A 16,780-nucleotide genomic window follows, 5' to 3' on the forward strand; every position below is an offset into this window, starting at 1 on the left:
GGGTTATCCAATTTGTTTTAGGAGTGAAACTATGACATTAAGAGAAGAAGCATTACATATGCACCGCTTGAATCAAGGGAAATTAGAAACAGTTTCGAAAGTACCGGTAAGGAATGCAGTAGATTTAAGCCTGGCTTATTCTCCTGGTGTCGCAGAACCGTGTAAAGATATTTACGATAAGCCGGAAACCGTCTATGACTATACAATGAAGGGGAATACTGTTGCCGTTATTTCTGATGGAACGGCTGTGTTGGGACTTGGAAACATCGGTCCGGAAGCTGCTATGCCGGTTATGGAAGGAAAAGCCGTTTTATTTAAAAGTTTCGCTGGAGTGGACGCTTTCCCAATCTGTTTAAAAACGACGGATGTGGACAAAATTGTAGAGACCGTTAAATTACTCGAACCGACTTTCGGTGGAGTGAACTTAGAGGACATAGCCGCACCAAATTGTTTTGAAATTGAAGAACGACTCAAGAAAGAAATGAATATTCCTGTTTTTCATGATGATCAGCACGGTACAGCCATTGTTACTGTTGCCGGTCTTGTGAACGCGTTACGACTTGTGAATAAATCAATGTCGGAAATTAAAGTGGTGGCGAATGGAGCAGGCGCTGCGGGCATTGCCATCATTAAATTGCTTTATAGCTATGGAGTTCGTGACATCATCATGTGTGATACGAAGGGTGCCATTTATGAGGGCCGTTCGACAGGTATGAATGATACAAAAGAACAAGTGGCGAAAGTCACCAATCGAAATAAGGTTTCAGGACCTTTGGAAACTGTCATTCAAAACGCTGATGTATTTATCGGTGTTTCTGCCGCAGGTGCATTGACAAAAGAAATGGTTTCTTCGATGAATCGGGATGCGATCATTTTCGCGATGGCTAATCCAGATCCGGAAATCATGCCGGAAGATGCGAAAGCAGCGGGTGCCAAGGTTGTAGGAACAGGCCGTTCGGATTTCCCGAATCAGGTCAATAACGTCCTAGCTTTCCCAGGGATTTTCCGTGGTGCCTTGGATGTACGTGCAACACATATCAATGAAAAAATGAAGGTCGCAGCAGTACAAGCCATTGCCGGTTTAATACAGGAACATGAGTTAAACGAAGACTACGTTATCCCTGCTCCATTTGATGAGAGGGTAGCACCTGCCGTTGCTGCTGCTGTTGCCAAGGCAGCGATGGAAACGGGAGTGGCTAGAATTAATGTGGATCCCGAGGAAATTAAAGAAAAAACAAGGAAATTAGCGATCATTGGAAAAAGTGAGGAATAATTAATTTGGCAGGTCGTACATCTTCATCCAAAATTTATCTCGATGTAGTTGAGAGCCTACGTAGCATGATTGAAGCGGACAGCCTCCTGCCGGGAGATAAAATCCCATCAGAACGGGAGTTATCGGATCGTTTTAATGTAGGCCGTTCCTCTGTCCGTGAAGCATTGCGTGCCTTAGAGCTATTAGGATTAATAGAAACAAGGCGTGGTGAAGGGACGTTTATCAGGGATTTCCAGGAGCATAAGCTAGTCGAGCTTCTGGGAACCTTTTTTTTGCAAGATAAAAAAGTACAAGAAGATTTGTCTGAGACGAAAAGGCTGATTGAAATTGACTGTTTGCGGATCGTCGCCTTTTTCGCTACGGCTGAGGACATCAAAAGATTAATGGTCTGGGTCAAGGCGGATGAGTTTCATGATGATGATTTCTTCTTAAGGATTGCCATTTTGAATCGCAATCGATTGCTGGAAAGAATTTGGCGCATTGTCAACAGCTATGCTAGAACATCAGAGATGGTACAGGGTAATGTGAAAAAAGAAGATTATCTGTCACTTCTTACATATTTGCTCGAACGTGATGAAGAAAAAGCCATCGAAACGTATCTTATTAGAATTAGAAATATGTCGAAGGACGAGTGACACCTTTTTACACGATACTAATTTTATTTCTGATATAGTTTGTACCAAGTATCATAAAATAGATAATTGGTGGTAAAGGGAGGATTAAGCTTGCTTAAAGAGCTATTTGCGAAGTCTAAGAAGAAATATGCAACGGTTCCTTTAGATCGGGAGAAACAAGATGTACCAGAAGGAATCATGACAAAGTGCACCGGCTGTAAAAAAATCATGTATACAAAAGAATTGGTGAAAAACAAGAAAGTTTGTTTACATTGCGGGCACCACCATCCGATGTCTTCCCATGAGCGCATCGAATTTTTATTCGACGCCGGCAGTTTTAATGAATTTGATAAAGAAATGATTTCAGTTAACCCGCTTGAATTTCCGGATTATCTGGAAAAATTAGAAAAAGATAGAAAGAAAGCCAAGATTAATGAGGCGGTTGTAACAGGAGTTGGAAGCATCAATGGGTACCAAGTTTCAACAGCCATAATGGATTCGAATTTCCGGATGGGGAGCATGGGATCCGTTGTTGGGGAAAAAATTACCCGTGCCATTGAACGTGCAGGTGAGTTGAAGATTCCGTTCATCATTTTTACCGCATCAGGCGGCGCTCGGATGCAGGAGGGTGTTTTAAGCTTGATGCAAATGGCAAAGACAAGTGCAGCACTCAAGATATTCAGCAATGAAGGTGGACTGATCATATCAATGATGACCCATCCTACCACAGGCGGGGTTTCGGCAAGTTTCGCGTCACTTGGCGATATTAATCTAGCCGAGCCAGGAGCCCTTATTGGTTTTGCGGGAAGAAGGATCATTGAACAGACGATCCATGAAGAGCTTCCTGAAGATTTCCAAACGGCTGAATTCTTGATGAAGCACGGCCAATTGGATGCGGTCGTCAAACGTACGGAAATGAAGGAAACCTTGACGACGATCCTTAAAATTCATGCCCCGGGCGGTGAATGGTTATGATTTACGAATTGGAGTTCGAGCGTCCCATTACGGACCTGAGAAATAAGATTAAAGAGCTAAAGTCAATTTCGAAGGATGCTGATGTAGATCTTACAGCTGAAATCGAAACATTGGAAAAGCGTTTAGAGAAGCTGGAAGTGGATATTTATAACCATCTTAAACCGTGGGATCGTGTTCAGATTGCCCGGCATCCAGCACGTCCGACTACGCTTGATTACATTCCGCTATTATTCAATGACTTCATCGAGTTTCATGGTGATCGTTATTATGGGGATGATGAAGCGATTGTCGCTGGAATCGCGGAATTTGATGGACTTGCCGTGACGGTCATCGGCCATCAACGAGGTAAGGATACGAAGGAAAACATCCGTCGTAACTTTGGTATGCCCCATCCTGAAGGCTACCGAAAAGCATTGCGTCTGATGAAACAGGCTGAAAAATTCAACCGGCCGATCATTTGTTTCATTGATACGAAGGGAGCTTTCCCTGGTAAAGCTGCTGAAGAGCGCGGGCAAAGTGAAGCCATTGCGAAAAACCTATTCGAAATGGCAGGGCTGAAGGTACCGGTAATCAGTATAGTCATCGGTGAAGGCGGAAGCGGAGGTGCATTGGCACTTGGCGTCGGAGACCGAATTTTCATGCTTGAGAACTCAACATATTCGGTAATTTCCCCAGAAGGGGCTGCAGCCTTGCTGTGGAAGGATGCCTCCCAGGCTAAGAGGGCTGCGGAATCGATGAAAATCACGGCTCCCGACTTAAATCGCTTAGGAGTCATTGATGAGATCATTCCTGAAGTGAGGGGCGGCGCCCATCGGGATTCGAATTTACAGGCTGAAGCCATCAAGGATATCCTGAAACGTTCATTCAAGGAACTTCTGCCATTGAATAGTGATGATCTTATCAACCGGCGTTATATGAAATTCAAGAAAATCGGTGAATATGAATTTGCAAAACAACCTGAGGGCGAACCTAAGGAAGTGGAACAGCATTCATAAACACATTTTGTAAATGGAAAAACGTGCTGCCTGGGGCAACACGTTTTTTCATCCTTTCATGGCACATATGTATTCATTACCGAAACGAGTAAAGAATATGGTTTGTGTGTAGAATGTAAACTTTTACGCCATTTTACTTCAATTTCTGAAGAGAATCGGTTAGGCTTATAACATCAAGTGAGCATAAGTGAAACAAGTACTGCTTATTGAGGCATGAAAAAGGGTACAATGATATAATGGAGCTTGAAATTGATTAGTGCTGTAGAGAGGTGACATTTATGAAAAGAATAGGTGTATTGACAAGTGGAGGAGATTCTCCAGGAATGAATGCGGCAGTCCGAGCAGTTGTCCGGAAAGCAATTTTTCATGAAATAGAGGTCTTCGGGATTTATCATGGTTATCAGGGTCTAATAAATGGAAATATAAAGAAGCTAGAACTTGGGTCGGTCGGGGATATCATCCATCGAGGCGGCACGATGTTACATACGGCTCGCTGTCCGGAATTTAAGACAGAGGAAGGCCAGCTGAAAGCGATTGAACAATTGAATAAACTTGGTATCGAGGGCATTGTCATAATTGGTGGCGATGGTTCTTACCGCGGAGCGAAAGCTTTAACGGAAAGGGGCTTTCCTTGTATCGGAGTTCCTGGAACAATTGATAATGACATACCAGGTACGGACTTTACGATTGGTTTCGATACGGCCCTGAATACAGTCATCGATGCTATCGATAAAATTCGGGATACGGCTACTTCTCATGAAAGGACTTATGTAGTTGAAGTGATGGGAAGAGATGCCGGCGATATTGCGCTTTGGGCTGGATTGGCTGGCGGAGCTGAAACGATTCTTTGTCCTGAATATGAATATGAAATAGATGATTTGATTGGAAAGCTGAACCGCGGACATGACCGAGGGAAAAAGCACAGTATCATCATAGTAGCTGAAGGTGTTGGAAGTGCCGTTGATATCTCCAGGAGTATTGAGGCGAAAGCAGGAATTGAAACCCGTGTAACTGTCCTGGGCCATGTTCAGCGCGGGGGATCTCCTTCGGCTAATGACCGGGTATTGGCAAGCCGCCTTGGAGCAAGAGCGGTTGAATTGCTTCTTGAAGGAAAAGGAGGCAGGGCTGTAGGGATAGAACAAAATCAACTTGTTGATTATGATATTATCGAAGCCCTTGCTAAACCGCATACAATTGACAAGAAGATGTATGATTTATCTGCAGAGCTATCGATTTAATCATTATTGATAGGAATTGCTTTTTAAAGAATTGGGTATTTAAATAGAGGACATAAAACACTGCGCCCCTGTCTTCAAAAGGTGGACAGGCGGCGAGTTTTCCTTAAAGGAGGATGACACATGCGTAAAACCAAGATTGTTTGTACGATTGGACCCGCGAGTGAAAGTATAGAAAAGCTGGTTCAATTAATAGAAGCAGGGATGAATGTGGCACGTCTTAACTTTTCTCATGGAAATCATGAAGAACATGCCGCTAGAATTCGCAATATAAGGGAAGCTAGCGAAAAAGCGGGTAAACAGGTTGCCATCCTGTTGGATACAAAAGGACCTGAAATACGAACAAATAATATGGAAAATGATTCTATAGAGCTTGTAGCCGGCAATGAAGTCATTATTTCCATGAATGAAGTCCTGGGAACACCTGAAAAATTCTCCATTACCTATGAAGGGCTTCTGCATGATGTCCACCCAGGATCTAAAATCCTTTTGGATGATGGATTGATCGGGCTTGAAGTGTTGAAGATAGATCAGGTAAGAAAAGAAATCCATACGAAGATCTTGAATAGCGGTACACTCAAGAACAAAAAAGGCGTGAATGTTCCTGGGGTTTCGGTAAACCTGCCTGGCATAACGGAGAAAGATGAACAGGATATCCTTTTTGGAATCGAACAGGGTATCGACTTCATTGCTGCCTCATTTGTACGCAGAGCTTCCGACGTGCTTGAAGTTAGTGAATTATTACAGCAAAATGGAGCGGAACATATTCAAATCATCCCAAAAATCGAAAATCAAGAGGGCGTAGACCGTCTTGATGAAATTTTGGAAGTTTCAGATGGCTTGATGGTAGCACGTGGAGACTTGGGAGTGGAAATTCCTGCAGAAGAAGTGCCGTTAGTCCAAAAACAAATGATCAAAAAATGTAATAATGCTGGGAAACCAGTCATAACGGCTACACAAATGCTCGATTCGATGCAGCGTAACCCAAGGCCGACCCGTGCAGAAGCAAGTGACGTGGCCAATGCCATATTTGATGGAACGGATGCAATCATGCTTTCTGGCGAAACAGCTGCTGGAACCTATCCTGTCGAAGCGGTGCAAACGATGCATAACATTGCTTCACGTGCTGAAACTGCCCTTGATTATCGGGATATATTATCAGTCAGAAGCAAAGTGAACCGTCATAATGTCACTGATGCTATTGGCCAATCCGTTGCCCATACAGCGCTTAATCTTAATGCAGGGGCAATCATCACCCCTACGGAAAGCGGCCATACGGCAAGGATGATTTCCAAATACCGCCCTAAAGCACCGATCATTGCGGTTACATCCAATGATCATGTTACAAGAGGGCTTGCATTGGTTTGGGGAGTCTATCCGCAGATTGGTCCAAAAGCAACGACTACCGATGAAATGCTTCAAACCGCAATAGATGAAAGCTTGCATTCTGGCTTAGTTTCCCATGGGGATTTAGTCGTCATTACAGCCGGTGTGCCTGTAGGTGAAACAGGTACGACTAACTTGATGAAAATTCATGTGTTAGGAGAGGTTCTTTTGAAGGCTCAAGGAATCGGCAGGAAATCAGCTAAAGGTGAAGTGGTTATCGCTAAGAATGCCAAGGAAGCTTTGGAAAAAGTGACGGAAGGCTCTGTATTGGTTACGATCGGTTCGGACCGCGAAATGATGCCGGCGATTGAAAAGTGTGCGGCATTGATTACGGAAGAAGGCGGTTTGACAAGCCATGCAGCTGTTGTAGGAGTCACATTAGGCATACCGGTCATCGTTGGGGCGGAGGACGCGACCAAGGTTTTCAAGGATGGTCAAAGAATAACAGTCGATGCAGGTCGCGGAGTCATTTATGATGGACATGCCAACGTACTGTAAAACGAAATTTTGGCTGATTCCGTGCCTATGAGGTAAGATGGATGTACCGCACCAGAAATGGGCTGTGCAGGAGGAATGTAGATGAAATATTTTTTAATGTTTATCATTGCGATGCCGGTCGTTGAAATTATTGTCCTTTTGCTGTCAGGCAATCTGATTGGTTTTTGGCCAACGCTGTTCCTGATTGTAGCCACAGGCTTGATCGGAGCCTATTTGGCTAAACGGCAAGGGATGGAAACATGGAAAAAGGCACAGGAACAGATTCGTTACGGAATGATGCCAGGAAATGAAATCATTGATGGAATCTGTATCTTTATCGGAGCTGCACTGTTGCTGTCCCCTGGGCTCATCTCGGATATCATGGGATTGATCCTTGTGTTTCCGCCAACCCGGAATCTCCTCAAACCGATTGTTATCCGATTTATCATGAACAGAATGAATAAAGGGAAAGTTACCATCATTCGGCATAAATAATATAAGGCTGTCTAAAGGCTCAAGCTTTTAGGCAGCCTTTTTGGTCTGGAAAAAAGGTCAAACAAAAGCATCCAAGTTTTTTATAGGGTGCTTTTTTGCTTTCATTAAAATGGGAGTTTCAATGTAAATGGATTTTCTCTGTTTCACCATAAAATGATGATTTCCATGAGAATGAAATGTGTATAATAACAGGATTTAAAAATTATTAACTCCTTGGAAACATTGGTAAAACAGGCTTTTCCATGCTAAAAAATCTTTTTTTAGATTTTTTAGAAAAAACTGGTGACAAATTTATACAACGTGTTATATAATACAAACAGGAAATAAAACAACTGTATTATAACATAGAAGAGTTGGAAAGGATGTGGAGAGGCAACATGATTACGGAAGCAAAAGGCTTACAAATTACAGGCAGCATTAAGCTAGGATATGAACAAATACTTACAACGGATGCTCTTCAATTCATTGGAAGAATTGAACGGCATTTCAGTGGAAGAAGGGCAGAACTTCTGGAACGGCGGAAAAGCGTTCAGGAAGAACTGAATCAAGGCAAGCTTCCTGATTTCCTTGAAGAAACGAAGCATATTCGTGAAAGTGATTGGACAATTGCGGCCCTCCCGAATGATTTGCAGGACCGCAGGGTTGAAATCACTGGACCTGTCGATCGTAAAATGATCATTAATGCCATGAACTCAGGTGCCAATGTATTCATGGCGGACTTTGAAGATGCCAATTCACCCACTTGGGAGAATTGCATTGATGGTCAATTGAATCTGCGCGATGCAATCCGCGGAACCATCTCATTTAAAAATCCAAATGGTAAAGTGTATGAATTAAATGAAAGAACAGCTGTCTTAAAAGTAAGGCCGCGCGGCTGGCATTTAGAGGAAAAACATGTCCTTTTGGATGGACAGCCTATATCAGCCAGCATTTTTGACTTTGGACTGTACTTTTACCACAATGCAAAAGCATTGATTGAAAAACAAAGCGGTCCATACTTTTACTTACCAAAATTGGAAAGCCATCTCGAAGCAAGATTATGGAATGAAATATTCGTATATGCACAGAACGATTTGAGAATTCCGCAAGGAACCATCAAGGCAACGGTCTTGATAGAAACGATTCTTGCTGCATTCGAAATGGACGAAATTCTGTACGAGCTGAAAGAACATTCGGCAGGCCTGAACTGTGGCCGCTGGGACTATATCTTTAGTTTCCTGAAAAAATTCCGTCACTCGGATGATGTTATCTTCCCAGACAGGCAGCAGGTCACGATGACCGTCCCGAATATGAGGGCGTATTCCTTACTGGCAATCAAAACATGTCACACTCGTAATGCTCCTGCAATTGGCGGGATGGCCGCGCAAATTCCTGTTAAAAATGATCCGGTTAAGAACGATGAGGCTTTTGCGAAAGTAAGGGCAGATAAAGAACGCGAAGCAAGAGACGGTCATGATGGAACATGGGTTGCCCACCCAGGTATGGTAAGAACGGCAAAAGAGGTTTTTGACCTGCTCGTCCCAAAACCGAATCAAATTTTCCGAAAACGGGAAGATGTCCATGTAACAGCTCAAGAGCTGCTTGCTGTACCGGAAGGAACGATTACAGAGGCAGGATTAAGGACGAATATTAACGTAGGCATCCAATATATCGCCTCTTGGCTAAGTGGCAGAGGTGCGGCACCCATCAATAACTTAATGGAAGATGCTGCAACCGCTGAAATTTCAAGGGCTCAAGTCTGGCAATGGATCCGTCATCCAAAAGGCATTCTCGAAGATGGCAGGAAAATAACCGAGGAATTATTCCATCAAATCAAAGAAGAAGAATTGGCGGTCATTAAATCGGAAGTAGGGGAAGAAACTTTCATATCAGGAAAGTTTGAAGAGTCTACTAAACTATTTGAACAATTGATTGAAGCGGATGACTTTGCAGATTTCTTAACCAACGCGGCATATGAAAAATTATCTTAATATTCAAAAAATATAATATAAATTAGGAGGAAATAATGATGATGAATGAGAGAGCGCAAAAATTACAACAAAGCTGGGAAAATGACTCACGGTGGACTGGAATCAAGCGTCCTTATACGGCAGAAGAAGTTATTAAACTAAGGGGTTCCATCGATATTGAACAAACATTGGCACGCCGTGGTTCTGAAAAACTGTGGAATCTATTAAATACAGAGGATTTCATCAATGCATTAGGAGCATTGACTGGTAACCAAGCCATGCAGCAGGTGAAAGCTGGTTTAAAAGCAATCTACTTAAGCGGCTGGCAAGTGGCGGCAGATGCTAACATCGCAGGGCAAATGTACCCTGATCAAAGTTTATATCCAGCCAACTCCGTACCGCAAGTGGTTAAACGCATTAATCAGACACTTCAGCGTGCAGACCAAATCAGCTTTGCTGAAGGAAAAGATGATATCGATTGGTTCGCACCAATCGTGGCAGATGCTGAAGCAGGCTTTGGCGGTTCCCTTAACGTCTTCGAATTAATGAAAGGCATGATCGAAGCTGGAGCGGCAGGCGTTCACTTTGAAGACCAGCTTTCTTCCGAGAAAAAATGTGGTCACCTAGGCGGTAAAGTCCTTCTTCCAACCCAAACGGCAGTACGTAATTTAGTTTCCGCCCGATTGGCAGCCGATGTAATGGGTACACCGACTATCTTGATTGCCCGTACGGATGCTGATGCTGCAGATTTGATCACTGATGATATTGATCCGGTCGATGCACCATTCATCACGGGTGAAAGGACTCCGGAAGGATTCTACCGCACGAACGCAGGTCTTGACCAAGCAATTGCAAGAGGTCTTGCTTATGCTCCATATGCCGACCTTATCTGGTGTGAGACTTCTGAACCTAATCTAGCGGATGCTCGCCGCTTTGCCGAAGCGATCCATGCAGAGTTCCCGGGCAAACTGCTTGCTTACAATTGTTCACCATCATTTAACTGGAAAGCGAAATTAAGTGATGAAGAGATTACCAATTATCAAGTGGAATTGGGTAAATTGGGTTACAAATTCCAATTCGTTACACTTGCAGGCTTCCATTCATTGAACCATAGCATGTTCAATCTTGCTCTTGGTTATAAAGACCGCGGCATGGCTGCATACTCAGAACTTCAACAAGCGGAGTTCGCTAGTGAGCCAGACGGCTATACAGCAACACGTCATCAGCGTGAAGTGGGAACTGGTTACTTTGATGAAGTGGCACAAGTCGTTTCTGGTGGAACATCATCCACAACAGCACTTGCAGGTTCCACTGAAACAGAACAATTTGAGACGTCAAAATAATTTTAGCTTAAAACCAAAGATCCGCCTTGTACCCGAGGCGGATTTTTAAATGGTAATCGGTGAATGCTAAGGATATTCTTGATCAACTTAAGTTGTTTTCTTTGTATCCCCGATGATGAAAGTCCATATGGCCTTGAAAACATTTGCACGCTGAAGTGTATTGAATATGACAAGCACTACAGGTCCTGCAATCAAACCTAGGAAACCGATCAATTTGAAGCCTATGAACAAGGCGATGAGAGTGGCAAGCGGATCCAAACCAATACTGGAAGAAAGTACTTTTGGTTCTATTAGCTGGCGTTGGACAACGACGATTATGTAAAGGACGGACAAACCGATTGCGAGACTTGTATTACCGGCGATGAATTCAAAGATGATCCATGGAATGAAAATCGTACCTGTCCCTAAATAGGGGATGATATCGACCAGCCCGCATATCAAGGCAATGGTAATTGAATAATTCACCCCTAAAATGAGAAATCCGATTAAAATCGTGACAGTCGTCAATGAAACAAGAGTGAATTGTGCCCGGATAAACCCGAACAAAGCCCTTTTTAAATCCTTGAATAAACGCTTTGCACCTGCAAAAATCTTATCAGGCAACACTTTTCCGGTCATTCGGCCAAAGGTATCCCAATCTTTGCTGATGAAGAAAGTGCCCAGCAGGGTAAAAAGGAGTGCTGTTGCTGTAGTTGGAAACCATCCGATGATTGTGGGGATGTTCTTCAAGAAAGCTTGAATGAAGCCGCTTACTCCGGTAGTGATGGACTCACCGATATTTTGGATGTTCTTGAGGACGGTGTCTTGCTGTTCGATATCCAAATTATTGAACATGGCTGCTATTTGATTATATAAAGGGATGATGGTGGACGCTATGTATGTTTCTATATAATCCACTATGGTTTCAATGTGTTTCGGGATGACTCCGGCAAGGTAATTGGTTCCTGAAATGATCTCGGCAACAAGTAAAGTGATAAGACCTGCAAATAAAAGGAAAATGAGTAACAGGGAAACGAATACAGCCAATCCTCGGGGCAGCCTCCCTTTCCTTTCGAAAAAAGTGACCAGGGGATTCATCAAGAAAGCGATTATCATGGCAATGATGAATGGATATGTATATTTAGATAAATAAAACACGGCAATCCCGCCTAAAATTACCCCTCCAACGACCAGTAAAGAGCGAATGAAACGATACATATATACCGGATTCAAGTCATATCCTCCTTCAATCATAAGGTTTGTATTATAATTGTAACGATGATGGAAAAGAAAGGAAAGATTCTTTCATCTTTCGGCTTAACTTTTTTCGCCGATACATCGTTCCATAAATCATTTTTCTCCTAGGAAACAAGGGAGTTTGTTATGTTAAAATAACAAAAAAGAAAGGAAGAAGGTGAAGGGATAATGATCAACGGTCCTGTCGTATTTTTAATTCTGCTTGCTGCAATAGGTTGGTTTGGGAAAAATACTTCACTGATCATGGCTGCGGGTTTTCTTTTAATCATGAAACTGATTGGCCTTGATGCCAAAGTGTTTCCATACCTGGAAGCGAAAGGAATCAACCTGGGCGTTACGATCATTACGATTTCCGTACTGATACCAATAGCAAACGGGGCGATAGGTTTCAAGGAACTAGGAGACGCGATAAAATCTCCTTATGCCTGGATTGCGCTTGCATCTGGAATAGCCGTTGCGCTCATAGCAAAAAATGGAATTACGCTCCTATCACATGATCCGCACATTACCACGGCTCTTGTTTTTGGGACGATTCTTGCGGTCGCATTATTCAAAGGTGTGGCTGTCGGTCCGTTAATCGGGGCGGGAATTGCTTATTTATGCATGCAGATATTCAATTTCTTTAAATGAAGCGAATGGCTAATGGCAGAAAAGTCCGTCAGTCCCGGGAATATAAATTTTCTATTTAATGTTTCATTTATTCTGCCTTGGGGCAAATTTTCAAAAAAACCGTATTGAATCGCATTAAAATAAGCAAGAGAATATGCAGCTAATTTTTCTAATAAAATAATAATTTTTTCACATTTTAAGTGCTTTTCATTCCCAAAAAAGTGTTTATTGTTTATAATAATCATGTAACTGCTCTGATTTATTAAAATTGGGATTCGGAATATCATTGATATTTTTGAGGAATCTTAAAAAAAAGATGTAGTTATTGAGCAAGCGCTCACTAGGAATAGCTACAAGCATTATTTTTAGAATTTCGTATTAAAGATTATCGTACATTTTATATTGTTGGGGTCATATTCTGTGAACGCTTCCAATACAAGGTGTATGTCTTCTGCTAAAAAATAGATGGTTGTTTACAATAGCTAATTTCTTGGAAGCGCTACATTTATACGCTAATAGCAAGGGCATAGGGGAATATCTAGGAAAAGGAGAGATTTAGTATGACAGCAACAAAAGGTCTTGAAGGTGTGGTAGCAACAACTTCATCAGTAAGCTCCATTATCGATGACACATTAACGTATGTAGGATATGACATCGATGATTTAGCTTCAAACGCAACATTCGAGGAAGTAATCTATCTTTTATGGCACGGAGCTCTTCCGAACAAAAGCCAACTAGAAGAATTAACTAAACAACTTGCTGAAAATGCTGAAATTCCAGCTGAAGTGGTTAATCACTTCAAAACATACCCAATTGATAAAGTACATCCAATGGGAGCTCTTCGCACTGCAGTATCTCTACTTGGTCTTTATGATGAAGAAGCAGATGTAATGAGTGAAGACGCTAACTATCGTAAAGCAATCCGCATCCAAGCAAAAATCCCTACATTGGTAACAACTTTCGCTCGCGTCCGTCAAGGGAAAGAAGCTGTTGCTCCACGTACAGATTTAAGCTTTGCTGCTAACTTCTTATATATGTTAAGCGGTAACGAACCAACGGCAATCGAAGAAGAAGCATTCAACAAAGCATTGGTTCTTCATGCTGACCATGAATTAAACGCTTCTACATTCACTGCACGCGTTTGTGTGGCTACATTAGCTGATATCTATTCTGGTGTAACTGCTGCGATCGGCGCTTTAAAAGGCCCTCTTCACGGCGGAGCTAACGAACAAGTCATGAAAATGCTTACAGAAATTGGTTCAGTTGATAACGTTGAGCCATATATCAACGAAAAATTAGCCAATAAAGAAAAAATCATGGGCTTTGGCCACCGTGTATACCGTAAAGGTGATCCTCGTGCTAAACACCTTAAAGAAATGTCACAAAAACTGACTGAACTTACTGGACAACCGCAATATTATGATATGTCCATCAAAATTCATGAAATCGTAACCGGTCAAAAGAACCTTCCGCCGAACGTGGATTTCTATTCTGCTTCTGTATACCATAGTTTAGGTATCGAGCATGACCTATTTACACCAATCTTTGCTGTAAGCCGTGCTTCAGGCTGGATCGCTCATATCCTTGAGCAATATTCAAACAACCGCCTTATCCGTCCGCGTGCAGAGTATGTTGGACCAGGTATGCAAAAATACGTACCGATTGAAAACCGCTAATTTAAATTTTTTCGAAAAATCATTTTTTATTTCATCGATTTTGTAGTAAATTAATAGATGTGAGTAAAAAAGGTTAGTGGTTCTGCCTTATTTAATGGCTAGCCATCTAACCTTTGAATTTGAATCGGAGGTAAGAGACATGACACAAAGCCAAAAAATCACAGTTACTAACGGTGCTCTTAACGTACCAAACAATCCAATCGTTCCTTATATTGAGGGAGACGGAATCGGTCCTGACATCTGGGCTGCAGCATCCCGCGTTTTAGACGCAGCAGTTGAAAAAGCTTACAATGGCGAAAAGAAAATCGAATGGAAAGAAGTTTTAGCTGGACAAAAAGCATTTGACCAAACGGGCGAATGGCTTCCACAAGAAACTCTTGATGTCATTAACGAATATCTAATTGCTATTAAAGGACCTCTTACAACTCCAATCGGCGGCGGTATCCGTTCATTGAACGTTGCATTGCGTCAAGTTTTGGACTTATTCGTATGTCTTCGTCCAGTACGTTACTTTGAAGGTGTACCTTCACCAGTTAAACGTCCAGAAGACACTGACATGGTCATCTTCCGTGAAAACACTGAAGACATCTATGCTGGTATCGAATATGCAAAAGGTTCTGACGAAGCTAAGAAATTGATCGATTTCCTGCAAAATGAATTCGGTGTTACAAACATCCGTTTCCCTGAAACTTCAGGTATCGGAATCAAACCGATTTCCGAAGAAGGAACAAAACGTCTTGTTCGCTCTGCACTTAACTATGCGATCAAAGAAGGCCGTAAGTCATTAACGCTTGTTCATAAAGGTAACATCATGAAATTCACGGAAGGTGCATTCAAAACTTGGGGTTATGAAGTTGCAGAACAAGAATTCGCCGATAAAGTGTTCACATGGAACCAATATGACAAAATTAAAGATGCTGAAGGCACTGAAGCTGCTAACAAAGCACAATCCGCTGCTGAGGCTGAAGGCAAAATCATCGTTAAGGATTCCATTGCTGATATCTTCTTACAACAAATCCTGACTCGTCCTAAAGAGTTTGATGTTGTTGCAACAATGAACTTGAACGGAGATTACATTTCTGATGCATTAGCTGCACAAGTTGGCGGAATCGGTATCGCTCCAGGAGCAAACATCAACTACGAAACTGGACATGCCATCTTCGAAGCAACTCACGGAACGGCTCCTAAATATGCTGGTCTTGATAAAGTTAACCCATCTTCAGTTCTTCTTTCAGGCGTTCTTTTACTTGAGCACCTTGGCTGGAACGAAGCTGCAAACAGCATCACGAAATCAGTGGAACAAACAATCGCTTCTAAAGTTGTTACATACGACTTTGCCCGCCTAATGGAAGGTGCAACAGAAGTTAAATGTTCTGAGTTCGCAGACGAGCTTATTAAAAACCTTAAATAATTCATTGTATGCTTTCTGGAAAAGTGCCTGAACGGGCTGCTTTTCCAGGAGGCTTATATATATTTTCAAGAGAATGTTAAAAGTATTCCAAAAGTATTTATATATTTTAAGGAGGAAATAACATGTCTAAACGTAAAAAAATCACAGTGGTAGGTGCCGGATTCACTGGCGCTACAGCAGCATTCCTGGCAGCTCAAAAAGAACTTGGTGATATCGTTTTGGTTGATATTCCGCAAGCTGAAAACCCTACAAAAGGTAAAGCCCTTGATATGGCGGAATCAGGACCTGTTCTAGGTTTCGATGCTAATATCACCGGTACATCCGACTATGCAGAAACTGCTGATTCCGACGTAGTGATCATCACAGCCGGAATTGCCCGTAAGCCCGGCATGAGCCGTGACGACTTAGTTCAAACTAACCAAAAGGTCATGAAATCAGTAACAAAAGAAGTAGTTAAATATTCCCCTAATACAACAATCATCGTTTTGACTAACCCTGTAGATGCAATGACTTACACTGTATACAAAGAATCTGGTTTCCCTAAAGAACGCGTTATCGGTCAATCAGGTGTACTTGATACAGCTCGTTTCCGCACTTTCGTAGCTCAAGAATTAAACTTATCCGTTAAAGATGTAACTGGTTTCGTACTTGGCGGACACGGAGACGATATGGTACCTCTAGTGCGTTACTCTTATGCAGGCGGAATTCCTTTGGAAACATTGATTCCTCAAGATCGTTTAGAAGCAATAGTAGCTCGTACCCGCACTGGCGGCGGAGAAATCGTAAACCTTCTTGGAAACGGAAGCGCATATTATGCACCAGCTGCATCTCTTGTGGAAATGGCTGAAGCAATACTTAAAGACCAACGTCGCGTTCTTCCATCCATCGCTTATCTTGAAGGTGAATACGGCTTTGAAGGTATTTACCTAGGAGTGCCGACTGTACTTGGTGCAAACGGTATTGAACAAATCATCGAACTTGATTTGACTGAAGATGAAAAGGCTGCACTTTCGAAATCAGTCGAATCAGTTAAAGCTGTTATGCAAGTTCTTCAATAAGAGAGATCATCTATAGACTGCCCGGATATTGGAATAACAGGCCAAGGC

14 protein-coding genes are annotated in these 16,780 nt (G+C 42.3%); 13 read left to right on the forward strand and 1 reads right to left on the reverse strand.

Going from position 1 to position 16,780, the window contains the following annotated elements; all coding sequences use genetic code 11:
* Window positions 1-31: 31 nt before the first annotated feature.
* From LQ188_RS10240 to aceA, 9 genes are all read left to right on the forward strand, one after another.
* Window positions 32-1,273, forward strand: a complete 1,242-nt coding sequence (locus LQ188_RS10240; RefSeq protein WP_101222916.1) for a malic enzyme-like NAD(P)-binding protein — start codon at window positions 32-34, stop codon at window positions 1,271-1,273.
* A gap of 5 nt (window positions 1,274-1,278) precedes the next feature.
* A complete protein-coding gene (locus LQ188_RS10245) occupies window positions 1,279-1,908 on the forward strand; it encodes a GntR family transcriptional regulator (protein ID WP_101222915.1) in 630 nt (209 codons plus the stop codon).
* A gap of 90 nt (window positions 1,909-1,998) precedes the next feature.
* Window positions 1,999-2,862 (forward strand): acetyl-CoA carboxylase, carboxyltransferase subunit beta, encoded by an 864-nt coding sequence (gene accD / locus LQ188_RS10250; RefSeq protein ID WP_230176751.1) that lies wholly within the window; start codon window positions 1,999-2,001, stop codon window positions 2,860-2,862.
* Window positions 2,859-3,857 carry an acetyl-CoA carboxylase carboxyl transferase subunit alpha gene (accA, locus tag LQ188_RS10255; RefSeq protein WP_101222913.1) on the forward strand — a complete coding sequence of 333 codons (999 nt, stop codon included), beginning with the start codon at window positions 2,859-2,861 and terminating at the stop codon, window positions 3,855-3,857. Before accD ends, accA begins: the two co-directional genes overlap by 4 nt.
* 278 nt (window positions 3,858-4,135) lie before the next feature.
* Complete coding sequence (gene pfkA, locus LQ188_RS10260; RefSeq protein ID WP_137018174.1) at window positions 4,136-5,095, forward strand: 6-phosphofructokinase; 960 nt, start codon at window positions 4,136-4,138, stop codon at window positions 5,093-5,095.
* A gap of 120 nt (window positions 5,096-5,215) precedes the next feature.
* Window positions 5,216-6,976, forward strand: coding sequence for a pyruvate kinase (gene pyk, locus LQ188_RS10265; RefSeq protein ID WP_101222911.1), 1,761 nt, complete (start codon window positions 5,216-5,218; stop codon window positions 6,974-6,976).
* A gap of 81 nt (window positions 6,977-7,057) precedes the next feature.
* Window positions 7,058-7,450, forward strand: a complete 393-nt coding sequence (locus LQ188_RS10270; protein WP_034309123.1) for an FxsA family protein — start codon at window positions 7,058-7,060, stop codon at window positions 7,448-7,450.
* A 377-nt stretch (window positions 7,451-7,827) separates the two neighbouring features.
* Window positions 7,828-9,420 carry a malate synthase A gene (aceB, locus tag LQ188_RS10275; protein WP_230176752.1) on the forward strand — a complete coding sequence of 531 codons (1,593 nt, stop codon included), beginning with the start codon at window positions 7,828-7,830 and terminating at the stop codon, window positions 9,418-9,420.
* Between the two features lie 38 nt (window positions 9,421-9,458).
* Entirely contained in the window at window positions 9,459-10,742 is a 1,284-nt protein-coding gene (gene aceA, locus LQ188_RS10280; RefSeq protein WP_230176753.1) for an isocitrate lyase, read from the forward strand.
* Between the two features lie 87 nt (window positions 10,743-10,829).
* On the opposite strand, the gene ytvI is transcribed toward aceA, so the two are convergent.
* Window positions 10,830-11,954: a sporulation integral membrane protein YtvI gene (gene ytvI / locus LQ188_RS10285; protein ID WP_101222908.1), complete on the reverse strand. Its 1,125-nt coding sequence runs from the start codon at window positions 11,952-11,954 to the stop codon at window positions 10,830-10,832.
* Between the two features lie 192 nt (window positions 11,955-12,146).
* On the opposite strand from ytvI, the gene LQ188_RS10290 reads away from it, so the two are divergent.
* From LQ188_RS10290 to mdh, 4 genes are all read left to right on the forward strand, one after another.
* Window positions 12,147-12,608 carry a DUF441 domain-containing protein gene (locus tag LQ188_RS10290; protein WP_101222907.1) on the forward strand — a complete coding sequence of 154 codons (462 nt, stop codon included), beginning with the start codon at window positions 12,147-12,149 and terminating at the stop codon, window positions 12,606-12,608.
* A gap of 539 nt (window positions 12,609-13,147) precedes the next feature.
* Window positions 13,148-14,263 carry a citrate synthase gene (citZ, locus tag LQ188_RS10295; protein WP_095390768.1) on the forward strand — a complete coding sequence of 372 codons (1,116 nt, stop codon included), beginning with the start codon at window positions 13,148-13,150 and terminating at the stop codon, window positions 14,261-14,263.
* Window positions 14,264-14,357: 94 nt separating this feature from the next.
* Window positions 14,358-15,674 carry an NADP-dependent isocitrate dehydrogenase gene (gene icd, locus LQ188_RS10300; protein ID WP_260358297.1) on the forward strand — a complete coding sequence of 439 codons (1,317 nt, stop codon included), beginning with the start codon at window positions 14,358-14,360 and terminating at the stop codon, window positions 15,672-15,674.
* Window positions 15,675-15,796: 122 nt separating this feature from the next.
* Window positions 15,797-16,732: a malate dehydrogenase gene (gene mdh, locus LQ188_RS10305; RefSeq protein ID WP_230176754.1), complete on the forward strand. Its 936-nt coding sequence runs from the start codon at window positions 15,797-15,799 to the stop codon at window positions 16,730-16,732.
* Window positions 16,733-16,780 lie beyond the last annotated feature (48 nt).

This window comes from Peribacillus sp. Bi134 (assembly GCF_918698065.1).
Taxonomy (GTDB): Bacteria; Bacillota; Bacilli; order Bacillales; family DSM-1321; genus Peribacillus.